At 45.3% G+C, this 14,626-nt stretch carries 12 protein-coding genes; 3 read left to right on the top strand and 9 right to left on the bottom strand.

What is annotated here, in order from left to right:
- Window positions 1-15: 15 nt before the first annotated feature.
- The 5 genes from DK188_RS13295 to DK188_RS13275 form a co-directional block, all read right to left on the bottom strand.
- Complete coding sequence (locus tag DK188_RS13295) at window positions 16-1,554, bottom strand: YifB family Mg chelatase-like AAA ATPase (RefSeq protein WP_111671317.1); 1,539 nt, start codon at window positions 1,552-1,554, stop codon at window positions 16-18.
- Window positions 1,555-1,617: 63 nt separating this feature from the next.
- Complete coding sequence (locus DK188_RS13290; RefSeq protein WP_111671316.1) at window positions 1,618-1,986, bottom strand: hypothetical protein; 369 nt, start codon at window positions 1,984-1,986, stop codon at window positions 1,618-1,620.
- Window positions 1,987-2,017: 31 nt separating this feature from the next.
- Entirely contained in the window at window positions 2,018-3,850 is a 1,833-nt protein-coding gene (locus tag DK188_RS13285; RefSeq protein ID WP_111671315.1) for an ABC transporter ATP-binding protein, read from the bottom strand.
- Window positions 3,851-3,909: 59 nt separating this feature from the next.
- On the bottom strand, window positions 3,910-5,613 hold the full coding sequence (locus tag DK188_RS13280) for a hypothetical protein (protein WP_232825730.1): 1,704 nt from the start codon (window positions 5,611-5,613) through the stop codon (window positions 3,910-3,912).
- 104 nt (window positions 5,614-5,717) lie between these two features.
- Window positions 5,718-7,319 (bottom strand): aminopeptidase P family protein, encoded by a 1,602-nt coding sequence (locus DK188_RS13275; protein WP_111671314.1) that lies wholly within the window; start codon window positions 7,317-7,319, stop codon window positions 5,718-5,720.
- A 107-nt stretch (window positions 7,320-7,426) separates the two neighbouring features.
- Here DK188_RS13275 and pafA point away from each other — a divergent pair, with 107 nt between their 5' ends.
- Window positions 7,427-9,061 (top strand): alkaline phosphatase PafA, encoded by a 1,635-nt coding sequence (gene pafA, locus DK188_RS13270; RefSeq protein ID WP_111671313.1) that lies wholly within the window; start codon window positions 7,427-7,429, stop codon window positions 9,059-9,061.
- 83 nt (window positions 9,062-9,144) lie between these two features.
- Here the strand turns inward: pafA and DK188_RS13265 are convergent, their stop codons facing one another.
- Both DK188_RS13265 and DK188_RS13260 read right to left on the bottom strand, forming a co-directional pair.
- A complete protein-coding gene (locus DK188_RS13265) occupies window positions 9,145-10,308 on the bottom strand; it encodes a homogentisate 1,2-dioxygenase (RefSeq protein WP_111671513.1) in 1,164 nt (387 codons plus the stop codon).
- A gap of 120 nt (window positions 10,309-10,428) precedes the next feature.
- Window positions 10,429-10,617, bottom strand: coding sequence for a CsbD family protein (locus tag DK188_RS13260; RefSeq protein ID WP_111671312.1), 189 nt, complete (start codon window positions 10,615-10,617; stop codon window positions 10,429-10,431).
- A gap of 90 nt (window positions 10,618-10,707) precedes the next feature.
- On the opposite strand from DK188_RS13260, the gene DK188_RS13255 reads away from it, so the two are divergent.
- Both DK188_RS13255 and DK188_RS13250 read left to right on the top strand, forming a co-directional pair.
- Entirely contained in the window at window positions 10,708-11,499 is a 792-nt protein-coding gene (locus DK188_RS13255; RefSeq protein ID WP_111671311.1) for a glycoside hydrolase family 16 protein, read from the top strand.
- A gap of 109 nt (window positions 11,500-11,608) precedes the next feature.
- A complete protein-coding gene (locus DK188_RS13250; RefSeq protein ID WP_198673020.1) occupies window positions 11,609-12,259 on the top strand; it encodes an MCP four helix bundle domain-containing protein in 651 nt (216 codons plus the stop codon).
- Window positions 12,260-12,367: 108 nt separating this feature from the next.
- Here DK188_RS13250 and DK188_RS13245 read toward each other — a convergent pair whose 3' ends face one another.
- Together DK188_RS13245 and DK188_RS13240 are read right to left on the bottom strand one after the other, a co-directional pair.
- Window positions 12,368-12,922: a gluconate 2-dehydrogenase subunit 3 family protein gene (locus DK188_RS13245; protein ID WP_111671310.1), complete on the bottom strand. Its 555-nt coding sequence runs from the start codon at window positions 12,920-12,922 to the stop codon at window positions 12,368-12,370.
- A gap of 21 nt (window positions 12,923-12,943) precedes the next feature.
- On the bottom strand, window positions 12,944-14,623 hold the full coding sequence (locus DK188_RS13240; protein ID WP_111671309.1) for a GMC oxidoreductase: 1,680 nt from the start codon (window positions 14,621-14,623) through the stop codon (window positions 12,944-12,946).
- Window positions 14,624-14,626: the final 3 nt, after the last annotated feature.

Here is a 14,626-nt window from a genome sequence, read left to right as displayed (position 1 = left end):
TTCATTCCTAATTCCCTACCCTGCCCAGCCTTCTCGATCCAGACTTCTGTACTGAATCGCTTCGGCCAGGTGCTCAACCTTGATCGCCTCGGCGCCGGAGATATCGGCGATGGTGCGGGCCACTTTGAGAATGCGATCATATGCTCGGGCGGATAGACCTAGCCGCTCCATGGCAGTCTTGAGCAGGGCTTTGCCGGCTTCGTTGATCTGGCAGATTTCCTTCACCATATGCGAGGGCATCATGGCGTTGCAGTAGACTTCAGGATTATTTTGGAAGCGTTCGCGCTGTCGCTCTCGGCCCAGAATGACCCGCTCCCGGATAGCCTTGCTGGATTCGCTTTTGCGGGTAGAGGTCATCTCGTCAAACTTTACCGGGGTGACTTCCACATGCAAGTCGATCCGGTCCAGTAGCGGTCCGCTGACCTTATTCAGGTAGCGCTGCACGATGCCGGGACCACAGACGCATTCCTTCTCGGGATGATTGTAATAGCCGCAGGGGCAGGGATTCATGCTGGCAATCAGCATAAAGTTGGCTGGATAGTCCACAGAGACTTTGGCTCTGGAGATGGTGACTTTGCGCTCTTCCAATGGCTGGCGCATGACTTCAAGCACCGTTCGCTTGAACTCCGGCAGTTCGTCCAGAAACAAGACTCCATTGTGAGCCAGGGAGATTTCTCCCGGCTGGGGATTTCCTCCTCCACCCACCAAAGCCACATCGGAGATCGTATGATGTGGCGAGCGGAAGGGACGCTGTGCGAGAAGCGAACCATTTCTCCCAAGTTTTCCCGCCACAGAGTGAATCTTGGTCGTCTCCAGCGCCTCCTGCAGCGAAAGCGGTGGCAAAATAGAAGGCAGCCGCTTGGCAAGCATGGTTTTGCCGGCACCGGGAGGACCTATCATGATAACATTATGCCCACCTGCGGCAGCGATCTCCATGGCCCGCTTGATATTTTCCTGTCCTTGTACATCGGCAAAATCAAACTCATTTTCATCAAGGGAATGGTAAAAGATCTCACGAGTGTCTGTGACCAATGGCTCGATTTGCAGGTTTCCCTGAAGGAAATCCACCGCCTGATCGAGCGTCTCTACCCCGATGATGTCGATATTGTTGACGATCGAAGCCTCCTTGGCATTCTCCAGAGGAAGGATAAATCCCTTAAAGCCCCTCTTGCGGGCCTCAATGGCTATAGGCAGCACGCCTTTGATTGGCCTGAGGTTCCCATCAAGCGACAGCTCACCCATGATGACATAGCGCTCCAGTTCGGGGAAAATCACCTGTTCCGAAGCCTGCAGGATTCCCATCGCGATCGGAAGGTCGTAAGCAGAGCCTTCCTTACGGATATCGGCTGGAGCCAGGTTGATCACCACTTTTTGCCGGGGCATTCGGTAATTGAAATACTTCAGGGCAGATTCTACACGCTGCTGTGATTCCTTGACAGCCGAGTCGGGCAGACCTACCATAAAAAAGCTTGTGCCCTGTCCGACATTCACCTCGATGGTGATCAGGTTGGCATCTACACCCGAAACAGCACTTCCAAAAGTTTTTGCTACCATAGTTGAAATAAAAAAAGGAGACGTTTGGTCTCCTTAATATACTGGATTGTGAAAATTAAATCTTTATTGATCCGTGAAATTTTGTCTTGGGCGGAGATTGCCAGTACTATCTTCCTGATTTTTTTGCGGAACGGGCTTTTTCGGCTCTGTGACTTTGGGATGCTCAAAATCATAAATTTTGGCCTTTAGGCCATTCATCTCCTGCTGCATTTTTTTGATGGTATCGTTTTGATTGCTGTTGTGAATGAGGACTGCTCCCCACGCTGCTAAAAACAATATAAACCCTGTCAAGAAAACTTTTACCATAGATTCAGGAGTCAATGGATCCATCCCAAACATCTTTCCAAACATGTCAAATGAGATGAAGAAAATCAGGAATAAGACAAAGAATACCAAAACTGTAAGTTGAAGGTATTTGGCTATGTTTTTCATAAAATTCAAATTAATATGTTCTCTAATTTAATCAAACTGACTGAATACTGGAAAGCTTTTGATAAAGACCGTCCACCAGCATCAGGTCTGTATGTGAACCACGCTGGACGATTTCGCCTTTTTCTATGACTAGAATCTCATCCGCGTGCTGAATCGTACTGAGTCGGTGCGCAATTACCAAGGTCGTCCGATTCGTCATCAACTTGGTTAGCGCCTCCTGCACCAAGAGTTCGGACTCAGAATCCAACGCAGAAGTCGCTTCATCCAAAATCAGAATTGGAGGATTTTTCAATACCGCTCTTGCAATACTCAATCGCTGTCGCTGCCCTCCGGAGAGTTTCGATCCCCGCTCCCCGATGGAAGTTTGGTATCCATTTTCGAGGGAAGAAATGAATCCATGGGCGTTGGCGATCTTGGCAGCTTCGATGACTTGCGCTTCGCTGGCATGCTCGATGCCAAAAGCAATGTTGTTGAACACCGTGTCATTGAAGAGGATTGACTCCTGAGTCACTATTCCCATCAGACTTCGAAGCTGAGCAGGGGAAAAATCCCTGAGATCAGTGCCATCCAAATATATTCCGCCTGAGGAAGGATCGTAAAATCGAGGCACCAAATCAGCCAATGTCGACTTTCCTCCACCAGATGGCCCCACCAAAGCAATGGTCTTTCCTTTTTGCAAGCTGAAATTAATGTCTTTCAGAACCAGCTTGTCTTCGTAAGCGAAGGATACGTCCTTGAATTCGATTGAATTTTTGAAATCTGAGATCGGCTTCGGTTGGCTTGGAGTTTTGATTTGACTTTGGGTATCCACTACTTCGAAAATACGCTCCGCTGAGGCGATTCCTCGCTGAATACTAGATACTGCACGGGAAATCTCCTTGGCAGGATTCAATACTTGTGTGAAAATAATGATGTAGGTAATAAAATCAGACGCGCTCAGGTCAGACTCGCCACTGAGGACCAGACTTCCTCCATACACTAAAATTCCAGCTACTACACTCACGCCTAGAAATTGTGAAATGGGCGATGCCAGCTCGTTTTTCCTGGCCATACTTACGTTGACTCTGGAGTAGTAGTCCGTCTCCTGATCAAACTTTTCTCCGATAAACCGCTCCGCATTGAAAGCTTTGATCACACGCATTCCACCAAGCGTTTCATCCAAAATATTGACGATCCGACCAAGTGACTGCTGACTTTGAACCGCTTTTTTCTTCAGTCTTCGCGTGATGCCACCGATGATAGCTCCTGATATCGGGATGATCATTATCGTAAACAGCGTCAGCTTGACTGACATGAAAAAAAGAACCGAAAAGTACAGGATAATCGTAGCCGGCTCCCGAAATACCACTCGCAGGGACTGCACGATGGTGTTTTCCACTTCCTGTACATCATTGGTCATCTTGGACATCAGGTCTCCCTTTCGCTCATTGGAAAAGTAGCCGATGTGTAGGCTACCTACTTTTTGGAAAATATCCATCCGCATGCCTTTGATGACCGTAGCGCGGACTTTTGCCAAAACAACTCCAGACAGATAGGTAAATAAATTGGACAGAAAGACCGAAAAAACAATAATGATGCAGACGAAAAACAGGGTCCCCATCTTTCCATACGTATCGCGGACTGTTAAGAAATAGTGATTAAATAATCCTGTGAAGTATTCAATGGAAAATGAGAAAGAGGGTAACGTTCTGAATTTCTCTAGTGACTCAGGATCTACTTGCTCAAAAATCACATCAAAAAGCGGCTTGAGCAGGGTGAAATTTACCAGCCCAAAAATGATGGAAAAGAGTGTGTAGACGATATAGGTAGGGACGAATTTGCCAAATGGTCGAGCATAGGACAGGATTCTAAGGTAGGTTTGCATCTAAAGATCGAAAATGAATCGGCCTGCAAGTTACGCAAAATTGCCGGCACAGGTTTCTTTCAATAGTTGAAGTCCGGGCGGACAAAGTTCCAGCGGAAGGCCAGCTGCAGGTAGTGACTGCTGACCGGAGCATCCAAATCCTGAGCAGTCCTCCTCCTGAAAGTGTGCGCAGCATCGATAAAGAAATTATGCTTTAGCATATAGGAAGCTGTCAGATTCGTCTGGACGACTTGATTTTCTACACCTTGACCGATGAAGTTTCCGAAAAGTCCTGTTGGGCTTCCTTCCAGTCTATTCTTCAGCACATCCCCTCCCCAATTGGTCTCTGCATTTTCATCTGCTCCAAAATACTGGTAGAATGCTGTCAGATTCAAATCGAGCTTTGGAAGCGGTTGGTACCTGAATATCCCAACGAACTCCCGGAAATTTGCCCCTCTTGGGTGAGTGAGCGGTGTATTCCAATTGGAATAGGATTGATAATCCACCTTTTCCTGAAAGGTGTATGGTCGGGCCTGATTCCATTCCAGTTGAAAATCCAGGTTATTCACGCCTAGGACATTGATGTATTTGTAGCCAAGCTGTGCCCCATACTTGTTTCGCTTGGAACCCTCTCCGTCGATTTCAAAGAATTCGGTAAAGACAAATTCATCCAGTGCAAACTGTCCATAAAGCTCCATGCCAGGTGTGAAAATCCATTTCGCATCCAGGCCCAGCATGACTTTGTCAGGAGTACCCTGCTGCTGCTCCACCCAGCGGAGGAAAATGAACGGATTGAAATAGTTGAAATTGATCTTGTCGGTCATGACTGAGGAGAAAAAGCCAAGATTGAGGTTCTTCCCGACATTGAATCCGAGGCGATTGTAGGCAAAATATTTCTGAGGATAGCGCCCATCTGTCGGCCTTCCCCGGTCGTAAAAGACATCCGCAGTCATTTGTGTCCAAAGATTGGTCAGTTGAAACTTCCACACTTTGGTATTGAACTTCACAAACATGTACGGATTGGAAAAGTCTGAAATCTGAAATGATCTGTATCCTTCCCCCGCGAAATTTCGATCATGACCTGCCTGGATTTCAATGTGCTTGGTCACTTGAAAAGAGACATGTCCCAAAGCGGAGAAATAGTTGTAGCCCTCTTCTTGGTATTCCTTCCAAAATCCTTCACCCGGCACGGCACCGTTATTCTCGGCATAGCTTTTCACCCAACTTGGAAAGAAAACCTCAGAAGTAGTCAGATAGGTATAGAAACCCACCTTTTTGTCCACCGATCCACGGAGAACCAGCCCTCGGGCCAGTCTGGCGGGATTTCGATCGTTGTCTGTTTCAGTACCGCCACTGAGGTAGAGAACCGGACTCAGGTGAATCCCAAAATCTTCTCCTTCGTAGTGTGCAAAATCTCCCGGTCTTCGGTAGAGCGATTTCAAAAACGGTTTTTTGGATTCTGGAATCTCCCGCTCCGAAAACTCCCAATTGTCCTGACTGAGGTAGTCAAGATTAAACTGATCGGCTTTGGAGCGAATTACCTCCGGGTTTTCGGCAAGGCTATCCAAATATTTCGCAAGAATATCCCTCCGATACGGCTTATATCCTGTGTTGAAAAACGGGTTGTTCCCGCCCTGCAAAATCTCGTATCGATCCACCTTATGGTAGTATTCCCTGTCATAGGGAATATATGCACTTTGAGCAAAGGATGAGTGGACCTGGATAAAAAGGCCTAAAACAAGCAGAAAAAGGCCTAAAAGTCTAGAGTCAGTGGTTTTTTGCATTGGATAAAGCTAGCGAAGAATCGGGAAATAGGATGAGGTAAGCCAAATTTAGGTTTAAGCGATGATCACTTTTCAAAAACATCAAAACCAGTCGTGATCCTGTATCAATCAATCTCAGGAAGAGCCCAGTTTTGGAGAATACTGGGGATTCGCATCATTTCCTCAATGGCGGCAACAGTCCTTGGGGCATCAGCAGAAAGATTGAGCGGCCCAGCTGCAGTGACCAGAATGTCATCTTCGATTCTCACCGCGATTCCCCACCATTTTTTATCGCAATTGCTTCCTTCAGGAATGTAGATACCCGGCTCAACGGTCAGCACCATGCCCTCTTTGAGCTTGCCGTAGCCACCGCGATCATGCACATCCAAACCCAAATGATGGGAAGTCCCGTGAGGAAAATAGTTGTGGCGCTCTCCTCGCTTGATTATCCCGAGTTCGGCTAGACCTTCATTAATGATTTGACGGGTCACATGTCCGATTTCTGAAAAATCCGTCCCTGCTTTACATAGCGCTATTCCTGCTTCCTGAGCTTTGGAAACCAATTCATAGATTGCTTTTTCCTCCTGATTAAAGGTGCCGCTGATCGGAATCGTCCGAGTCACATCAGCAGTGTATCCTCTCCACTCCGCACCCAGATCCATCAATAAAAGGCGCTGATCGACACTTTTGAGGTCATTTTCGATGTAGTGAAGAATACATCCGTTATTTCCACCACCCACGATGGAAGGGTAGCCGAGCCCTTCGGCACCGTATCGCTTGTAGATAAATTCGTGAATCCCCTGAATCTCCCGCTCAGACATCCCGACAGCAGCAGCTTTCATGACTTCAATCTGCCCGACAGCGGAGATTTTTATTGCTTTTGTCAAAAGCGAAATTTCCTCTGCTGATTTTACTTCCCGCAGCTGATCCATGATTTTCGGTAGCGTAGTTATGTCAAGCTTTGGATCGGGTATTTGCTTTTTTAAGGCCATTCGCTTTTCGGGAGAGTCAGCCTGGACAAAATCCTGAAGAATGGGATCATTCTGCACCTCCGGATGGACGCGCTGATAGCGTCCGATCACCTGCGCTACATTGGCAGAATTTTCCACCTCGGTTGCGCGGATGAGTTCATACATTTCCATGGTGACCTCCGAAAGCTCCTCAGGGTATTGCACGTCACTTTTGAAATCGTTGATCATCGCGATCAAAGAAGCATTTGAACTGCTTTCCTCTTGATTTTTGCCAAGATTGAATGAGAGAATTTTGGAAGACGATTGAAGATCCAAGGCGGGATTTTTCCCAAATTCTGTGTTTAGAAAAACCTGATCAAAACCCAGTAGCTCTTTCACTCCCTCCACTCCCAGTCTTTTTCCATTCCACTGTTCGGCCTGCGGATCACGCGCCTGCACATAAAGAATTTCGTTTGCAGAAAAATCGCCAAAATCACGCATCTCACTGAAAATAACCAGCACTGAATTGGGCTCTCTAAATCCTGTCAGGTAGAAAAAGTCTGTATTCGGATGATAGATAAAATCAACATCATTGGATCTGTTTTTGACAGGGTTGGTGAATATAAAAGCAACACTATTTGCAGGCATCAGACTTCGGAGTGCCTGTCTCCTTTCTTTGTGAAAAGCTGCGGACAGCCCATCCTGAAAATACGATTGTGCTTGTACAGAACTCAGGATCATAAGTGAGCAAAAGGCAGCTAGTAGTAGTTTTTTCATTCAATTGAAATTTAAAGCGGTCAATCTCTATCATTTCGTTGATTTAACAAAGTGTTAATCCGGTGAAACAGGGATATCTTTATCTTTGGCAAAAATTTAACTTTATCATGCGAAAACTAGCTGCACTGATTTTCCTGCTGTCGGCAGTTCAAACCCTTGCTTTGGCACAAAGCCAAACAGAAAGACCCAAACTGGTGGTAGGCATTGTTGTGGATCAAATGAGGCAAGAATACTTTTATCGATTTGGTGATCGATTTGGTGAAGGTGGATTCAAGCGATTTACCGATCAGGGATTTATGATGACCAATGGGCACTACAATTATATCCCAACCTACACCGGTCCCGGACACGCCTCTGTCTATACCGGTACCACGCCTGCCACACATGGAGTCATTGCCAATAACTGGTATGTAAAACAACTCGGTCGTGCGATCTATTGTGCCGAAGACAGCACAGTGACCAACGTGGCTGGAACTCCGGGAAATGGACAGATCAGTCCAAGGAACATGTTGACCACCACGATCACGGATGAGTTGCGTTTTGCCACATCCAAGCGATCCAAAGTAGTCGGTATTGCCATCAAAGACCGTGGGGCGAGCCTTCCGGCAGGACATACAGGAGATGCCTATTGGTATGATGATATGACGGGTGATTTTATGACCTCCACTTATTACTACGACTCATTGAGTCTACCGAAGTGGGTATCAGGATTCAACTCCAAAAAAATTCCTGACAATTACTTGAAGCAGACTTGGAACACACTGTATCCGATTAAAACCTACACGAATAGCATTGCAGACAACAACGATTTTGAGGGTCCTTTTGTAGGCAAGACCACACCTACTTTCCCCTACAATCTGGATTCACTCAAGGCGGATAACGGTGGATATGGATTGATTTCTTCGACACCTTTTGGAAACTCACTGACGCTGGACTTTGCGATGGCGGCCATCGAAGGCGAGAAACTTGGACAGCGCGGAGAGACGGATTTTCTGGCGGTGAGTTTTTCCAGTCCGGATTATATTGGGCACCGATTCGGTCCGCAATCCATTGAGATCGAAGACAATTACCTGAGATTGGATCAGGATTTAGCCAAGCTTTTTGAGTACCTGGACAAAACAGTGGGCAAGGATCAATACCTGGTATTCATTACAGCAGATCATGCTGTAGCTGAAGTACCTTCCTATATGGTCAGTGAGAATGTACCTGCCGGAAACTTCAACTCCGGCATGGTAATGAATCAACTCAAGGGATTTGCGATGGCTATGTATGGGGAAGGAAACTGGATTTTGAATTTCTCCAACGAGCAGGTATTCCTCAACAAAGATTTGGCTCGAGAGAAGAAAATTGACTTTGCTCAAATGCAGCGCGACATTGCTGATTTTGCCCTTCGATTTAAAGGAGTGAAAGAAGCCTACACAGCGGCTGACATGCGAAATCAGGAATATACCCAAAATCGCCCCCACCTGCTCCAGATGGGATACAATCACAAAGCTTCCGGCGATGTATTGCTTGTCTTGGAACCAGCATGGCTTGCAGGCGGACAGCGTGGTACTACGCATGGATCAGGCTATGCGTATGACACCCATGTACCGATTGCATTTTATGGATGGAAGATAAAATCAGGAAAAAGCTCGACTTACACCACGGTGACTGACATTGCTCCCACTTTGTCAATTCTCCTCAAAACCCGAATGCCAAACGGAACCACCGGTCACCCAATCAAAGAAGTACTCGATTGATCTTTTCCTGACACAAAACTCAAAACCCCAGCTTATGATGAATAGGCAGGGGTTTTGAATTTATTAATTGGGCTGTTGAGGATTTACTCTGTCCAACTCATGGGGTAATCTTTGTCTACAAACTCTAGGGCATCAGTGGTGATGAACAGCGGTCTGTGTGTATCCAGCATGACAGCGTATTCATGGGTTTCTTTGGCTCCAAGGGATTTTTCCACAGTTCCTGGGTGCGGTCCATGAGGAAGGCCTCCCATATGGATAGTGAATGATCCCCGATCGATGCCCTTTCGACTCATAAACTCCCCCTCGGCATAGTAGAGGACTTCGTCCGAGTCAATATTGGAGTGATTGTATGGAGCAGGAATAGCCAAAGGATGGTAATCGAAAAGCCTCGGCACAAACGAACAAATCACAAATCCCCATGCCTGGAACGTCTGGTGAACTGGTGGCGGCTGGTGGATTCGACCAGTGATCGGCTCAAAATCATGAATAGAAAGTGCGTAAGGATACAGGTATCCATCCCATCCTACAATGTCCAAGGGACTGTGCCCGTAGGTATATTGATGTAGAAAACCCTGTTTTTTGATCTGAATAAGATATTCTCCAGGTTGGTCCTCGATATGTAACTCGTGCGGGGGTCGGATGTCACGCTCGCAATACGGCGAATGCTCGAGAAGCTGCCCCACTTCATTGCGGTATCGCTTGACTGTCTCAATCGGCCCATGAGATTCGATGATTAAAAGCCGCAAGGGCCCTTCTTCCTTAAATTCAAACCGATAAATGGTGGTCCGAGGAATCACGATATAATCTCCTTTTTTTACCGGTAATTTTCCGAATTGAGAATAGAGAACCCCTTCTCCATCGTGCACATAAATGAGTTCATCTCCGTCGGCATTTTTAAAATAATAATCCATTTTTCGCTGCCTTGGGGTACAAATGCCCATCATCACGTCATTATTCATCATGAGCATTCTTCGCGCACTGAGGTAATCCTCACCTGTGATATCGACTCCTGAAGTTTTGAGGTGGGTTTGATTTAGCCCATGAGCTTTTGCCGGTTCCCAGGCGAAGGGTTTGGGTGTACCGATGGACTTGACTTCGTTTGGATTGTGGATGTGATACAGGTTGGAATATATCCCAGAAAAGCCCTTCGAGCTGACTAGCTCTTCTTTGTACAGGCTTCCGTCTGGTTGACGAAACTGAGTATGTCGCTTGGGAGGAATTTGTCCCAATCTAAAGTAATAAGCCATATTTTTGGGTTTATAGGAGCAAGTTACAATTCTCTTTTGATGGATAAACTCCAAAAAAGAAAAAATGGTCGGGTTTTAGCCCGACCATTTCGAAAGAATTTAGACAAAATTGGAATTAAATTAATTCTCGTCCTTAAACATCATTTTTTTCAAGCTGTCTGCGCTTTCACCGGTTTTTTCCTGCAATTTTCCAAGAATTTTATCTTCTTGCCCTTCGGCATACATGAGATCATCATCGGTTAGGCCAGCATATTTTTGCTTTAGTTCGCCTTTAATTTGATTCCAATTTCCTTTAAGTTGTAGTGACATAGTTTAAAATTTTAAAGATTTAACATAAAAACAGTATACTATATAACACGCAAAATTTTAAATATAGTTTTAAAACTAAGAATAATATTAATGAGACACAGCTTCATTTTCACCACAACCCTTTGGCTATCTTTGATTTATGTGAATGAATCTTTTTCCCAAAAGTTAATCTGGTCTGATGAATTTGAGACCGATGGACTTCCTAATCCTAACTATTGGAGTTATGATGTGGGTGATCATGGCTGGGGAAATAATGAACTTCAATTTTACACCAAAGAAAATCCAAAAAATGCCAGAATTGCGGATGGAATATTGATTATCGAAGCACGTGCTGACTCATCCTACCAAAAGGGATACTCCTCCGCAAGAATAGTCACCAAGGGGCAGGCTGCATGGCAATATGCCTATATCGAAGTTCGGGCTAAACTCCCTGAAGGAACCGGAACCTGGCCTGCTATCTGGATGCTTCCAGAAAAAAACACTTATGGCGGCTGGCCCAAAAGCGGCGAAATCGATATCATGGAACATGTCGGCTATGATCCGGGAAGAGTCCACGGCACTGTGCACACCGAGGCTTTCAATCATTCGATTGGCACCCAAAAAGGTGCCCAGCTCACGGTACCTGACTTTCAAAATGATTTTCACACGTACGCCATCGACTGGCGCAAAGACAAAATTGACTTCTTCATAGATGGAGAGAAGTACTTTACTTTCGAAAACACAGGAAATGGGCCTAAAGAGTGGCCTTTTGATCAACCTTTTCACCTGATCCTGAACATCGCGGTAGGGGGCAATTGGGGAGGAGCTAAGGGTGTAGACACAGCCATCTGGCCACAGCGTTTGGAAGTGGATTATGTTCGGGTTTTTGATAAAAAGCCATGAGCTTATGATTTGTATAAAAATTCATTTCTATCAATTCAGCACACTTTTTTTGTAAAGTCTGATAATGTATCGTATTTAGAAGTTGACAGTTTTGAACTAGACCCTAATTATGCAAGATTCCATCCTGAAAAGAAGAAAAGTTCGTGCACTTGTCATTATTGGCATTTTACTTCTACTTCTCTATACCAAAAATTTACTGGAAAGACAGTCTTTCAGAAGTATCAGTAACACATTTACAGAAGTATATAATGATAGATTAGTAGTGGAGGGATACATTTTTCAGATTTCTGAAAATCTCTTTCAGATCCAAAAACTCGTGGACCACTGCAATATTGATTATGATTATTCAAAGGTAGTGGAAGAAATCGCTGCCAATGAAAAATCGATTTTGGGTATCATCTCAGATTTCGAAGAGACAAATCTGACCGAAGAAGAAGCGATTTACCTTACGGATTTCAAAAAAATCATAGAAACTGATCTGAATATCAAAAGCTATGATTTGCTTTATTCTGATTCCTCAGGAGTAAATCGGGCGCAGGTCAAAATCTATGACGAAAAAATTTCTCTTGCCCGAAAAGACTTAGACAATCTGAGTAAAATACAGATGGAAGAAGGAAAAAAATTGATGGGTAAAGCCAAAAAACTAATAAATAGATCTCAGATTTGGGCGCAATTTGAAGTAGCACTACTGATCATTTTGGTGGTGGTGATGTTCTTGCTTTTGTTCCGAAAAACCGAACGGAACAAAGGAATGATTTAATCTTTCCCGCAGGCTTTTCCCCTTAAATCACCTGATTTCCTGTTTTTCATTCCAAAAAAAGAAGCCTGCCAAAAATTTGGCAGGCTTCTTTTTTACCTGATTTTTGAATTAAATCGCCCAGGCTTTATCGCCTTTCTTGTATTCGATGCATCCGTCATATCGACCTGGCACTTCAACGTAATTCAGTGCTTGAGTCGCACCGATTTCTGACGTAAAATACCCCAAGACTGTCAGATCGCGTAGCATATTGATGACGATAGGCTGTCTTTCTTCGCCACTTGCCTTAAACTTGTCCTGCATTCCATTTAGGAAAGCCAAACGGTCCTCTGCACTTGCTTCCATGAAATCCGTGCCTTTCTCTGCTTTGAAGTCCTTACTCAATTGATTCAATCCATCAAGGAAGGCCTTTTGTTGATCCTCGTCATAGGTATCTTTCACCATCATCACGATGAATGCCCCTATGCCGGTAGCTTTGGCACCGGGAGTATCCGTGGTAGGGATGATAGTTTCTCCGATTTCATCCAGAAATGCCAAATCTTCCGGACTGAAATTGAGGTCTTTTAGCTGTCGTTCAGGAGAACAACCGGTGAGGATGGCAGTGGCGCCGATCATCGTGCCTCCCATCATCAGGACGACGCTTTTCAATGCGTCTCTTCTATTCATTACAGTCATTTCTTTCTCGAATTAGAGGTTCATCTTTTTCAATTCATCCACTGCGAAAGCTGCTGCTCTTGCAGTCAGTGCCATGTAGGTCAAGGATGGGTTTTGTGCTGCTGCAGAAGTCATGCAAGCTCCATCTGTGACAAATACATTCTTTGCTTCCCAGACCTGATTGTTTCCATTCAAAACAGAGGTTTTAGGATCACGTCCCATTCGGGCAGTTCCCATCTCGTGAATACCCTGACCAAATATGTACCCTGCGTCGTATGTTTTCACATCCTTAAATCCAGCGACTTCGAGCATTTCTGCTGCATCAGCCATCATGTCTTTTCGCATGTTAAGTTCATTCTCCTTGATCTCAGCACTCATCACGAGAGCTTCCATTCCCCACTTATCTTTTACTGAATCAGACAATTTGATTGTATTGTCATGATATGGAAGGATTTCTCCAAAAGCAGTAAATCCAATGCTCCATGGCCCTGGTTCAGTCAATGCATCTTTCATTGGAGCGCCAAAACCCAATTCAGCCACATCTCTGCTCCAGCCACTTCTACTCGCTCCACCTTGGTAACCAAATCCTCTGAGGTAGTCCCGTTTTTCGCCATTCAGGTTTCTGAACCTAGGAATATAAAGTCCAGTAGGTCTTCGGCCAAAGTAATACTTGTCTTGGTATCCTTCCATGGTTCCATTGGCGCCGAGACGGAAATGGTGGTCCATCACATTATGTCCCAATTCTCCTGAGGAAGAACCCAATCCACCTGGCCAGATGTCTGTAGCAGTCCGCATCAGGATAGCTGTAGAATTGAAAGCAGAAGCACACAAGAATACAATTTTGGCATCGTATTCAATTGTCTGATTGGTCTCGGCATCAAGAACCTCTACCCCAGTTGCTTTTTGGGTGTCTTTGTCGTAGATCAATCGACGGACGATAGACCAAGGTCTTAATGTCAGGTTACCAGTAGCTTTAGCCGCGGGCAAAGTAGAGGCTTGGGTACTGAAGTAGCCACCAAAAGGACAACCAAGTGAACATTTGTTTCGGTATTGACAGCCAGCTCTACCTGGTAGAGGTTCTGTATTGTTGGCGGGTCTTCCGATAGTCCATGTTCTTGCTCCTTTGTAATGTTCCTTGATCTTTGCGGCAGCATCGATTTCGACACAATTCATCGGGACTGGCTTCTGAAATTCACCATCGGGCAAAATTGCCAACCCATCCTTGGAACCGGAAACGCCGATAAATTTCTCCACATAGCTGTACCAAGGTGCTAGGTCTTCATAACGAATCGGCCAATCAACTGCGATTCCCTCTTTTGCATTTGCTTCAAAATCTACATTTGCCCATCGGTAAGACTGCCTGCCCCAGAGAAGGGATCTACCTCCTACCTGATATCCTCTAAACCAAGTGAATGGTTTGTCTTCTACATAGGGAGAGTCAGTTTCATGAGCCCACCAGTCCAGGTTCAACTCATTGAGGACATAATCTCTTCGGAGATTCGGGTGATTTTCAATTTGTTCCTGTGTTCTTCTACCTCTATGAGGTACCTCCCAAGGAGGGAGAGTTGCAGTTTTGTAGTCTTTTACATGCTCAACCATGGGTCCTCTCTCTAGGAGCAGTACTTTAAGCCCCTTCTCCGTCAGCTCTTTAGCCGCCCATCCGCCGCTAATTCCTGACCCAACTACGATTGCGTCATACGCTTCATTTGCCATAGG

Origin of the sequence: Algoriphagus litoralis (genome assembly GCF_003259255.1) — a bacterium.
Classification (GTDB): domain Bacteria; phylum Bacteroidota; class Bacteroidia; order Cytophagales; family Cyclobacteriaceae; genus Algoriphagus; species Algoriphagus litoralis.
Note: the sequence above shows the minus strand (reverse complement) of the source record. Positions and strands in the feature narration are given on the sequence as shown.

Excerpts from the sequence above, each read along its gene's own strand:
- DK188_RS13295 (WP_111671317.1), bottom strand. The coding sequence starts at position 1,554 with ATGGTAGCAAAAACTTTTGGAAGTGCTGTTTCGGGTGTAGATGCCAAC.
- DK188_RS13290 (WP_111671316.1), bottom strand. The coding sequence starts at position 1,986 with ATGAAAAACATAGCCAAATACCTTCAACTTACAGTTTTGGTATTCTTT.
- DK188_RS13285 (WP_111671315.1), bottom strand. The coding sequence starts at position 3,850 with ATGCAAACCTACCTTAGAATCCTGTCCTATGCTCGACCATTTGGCAAA.
- DK188_RS13280 (WP_232825730.1), bottom strand. The coding sequence starts at position 5,613 with ATGCAAAAAACCACTGACTCTAGACTTTTAGGCCTTTTTCTGCTTGTT.
- DK188_RS13275 (WP_111671314.1), bottom strand. The coding sequence starts at position 7,319 with ATGAAAAAACTACTACTAGCTGCCTTTTGCTCACTTATGATCCTGAGT.
- pafA (WP_111671313.1), top strand. The coding sequence starts at position 7,427 with ATGCGAAAACTAGCTGCACTGATTTTCCTGCTGTCGGCAGTTCAAACC.
- DK188_RS13265 (WP_111671513.1), bottom strand. The coding sequence starts at position 10,308 with ATGGCTTATTACTTTAGATTGGGACAAATTCCTCCCAAGCGACATACT.
- DK188_RS13260 (WP_111671312.1), bottom strand. The coding sequence starts at position 10,617 with ATGTCACTACAACTTAAAGGAAATTGGAATCAAATTAAAGGCGAACTA.
- DK188_RS13255 (WP_111671311.1), top strand. The coding sequence starts at position 10,708 with ATGAGACACAGCTTCATTTTCACCACAACCCTTTGGCTATCTTTGATT.
- DK188_RS13250 (WP_198673020.1), top strand. The coding sequence starts at position 11,609 with ATGCAAGATTCCATCCTGAAAAGAAGAAAAGTTCGTGCACTTGTCATT.
- DK188_RS13245 (WP_111671310.1), bottom strand. The coding sequence starts at position 12,922 with ATGAATAGAAGAGACGCATTGAAAAGCGTCGTCCTGATGATGGGAGGC.
- DK188_RS13240 (WP_111671309.1), bottom strand. The coding sequence starts at position 14,623 with ATGGCAAATGAAGCGTATGACGCAATCGTAGTTGGGTCAGGAATTAGC.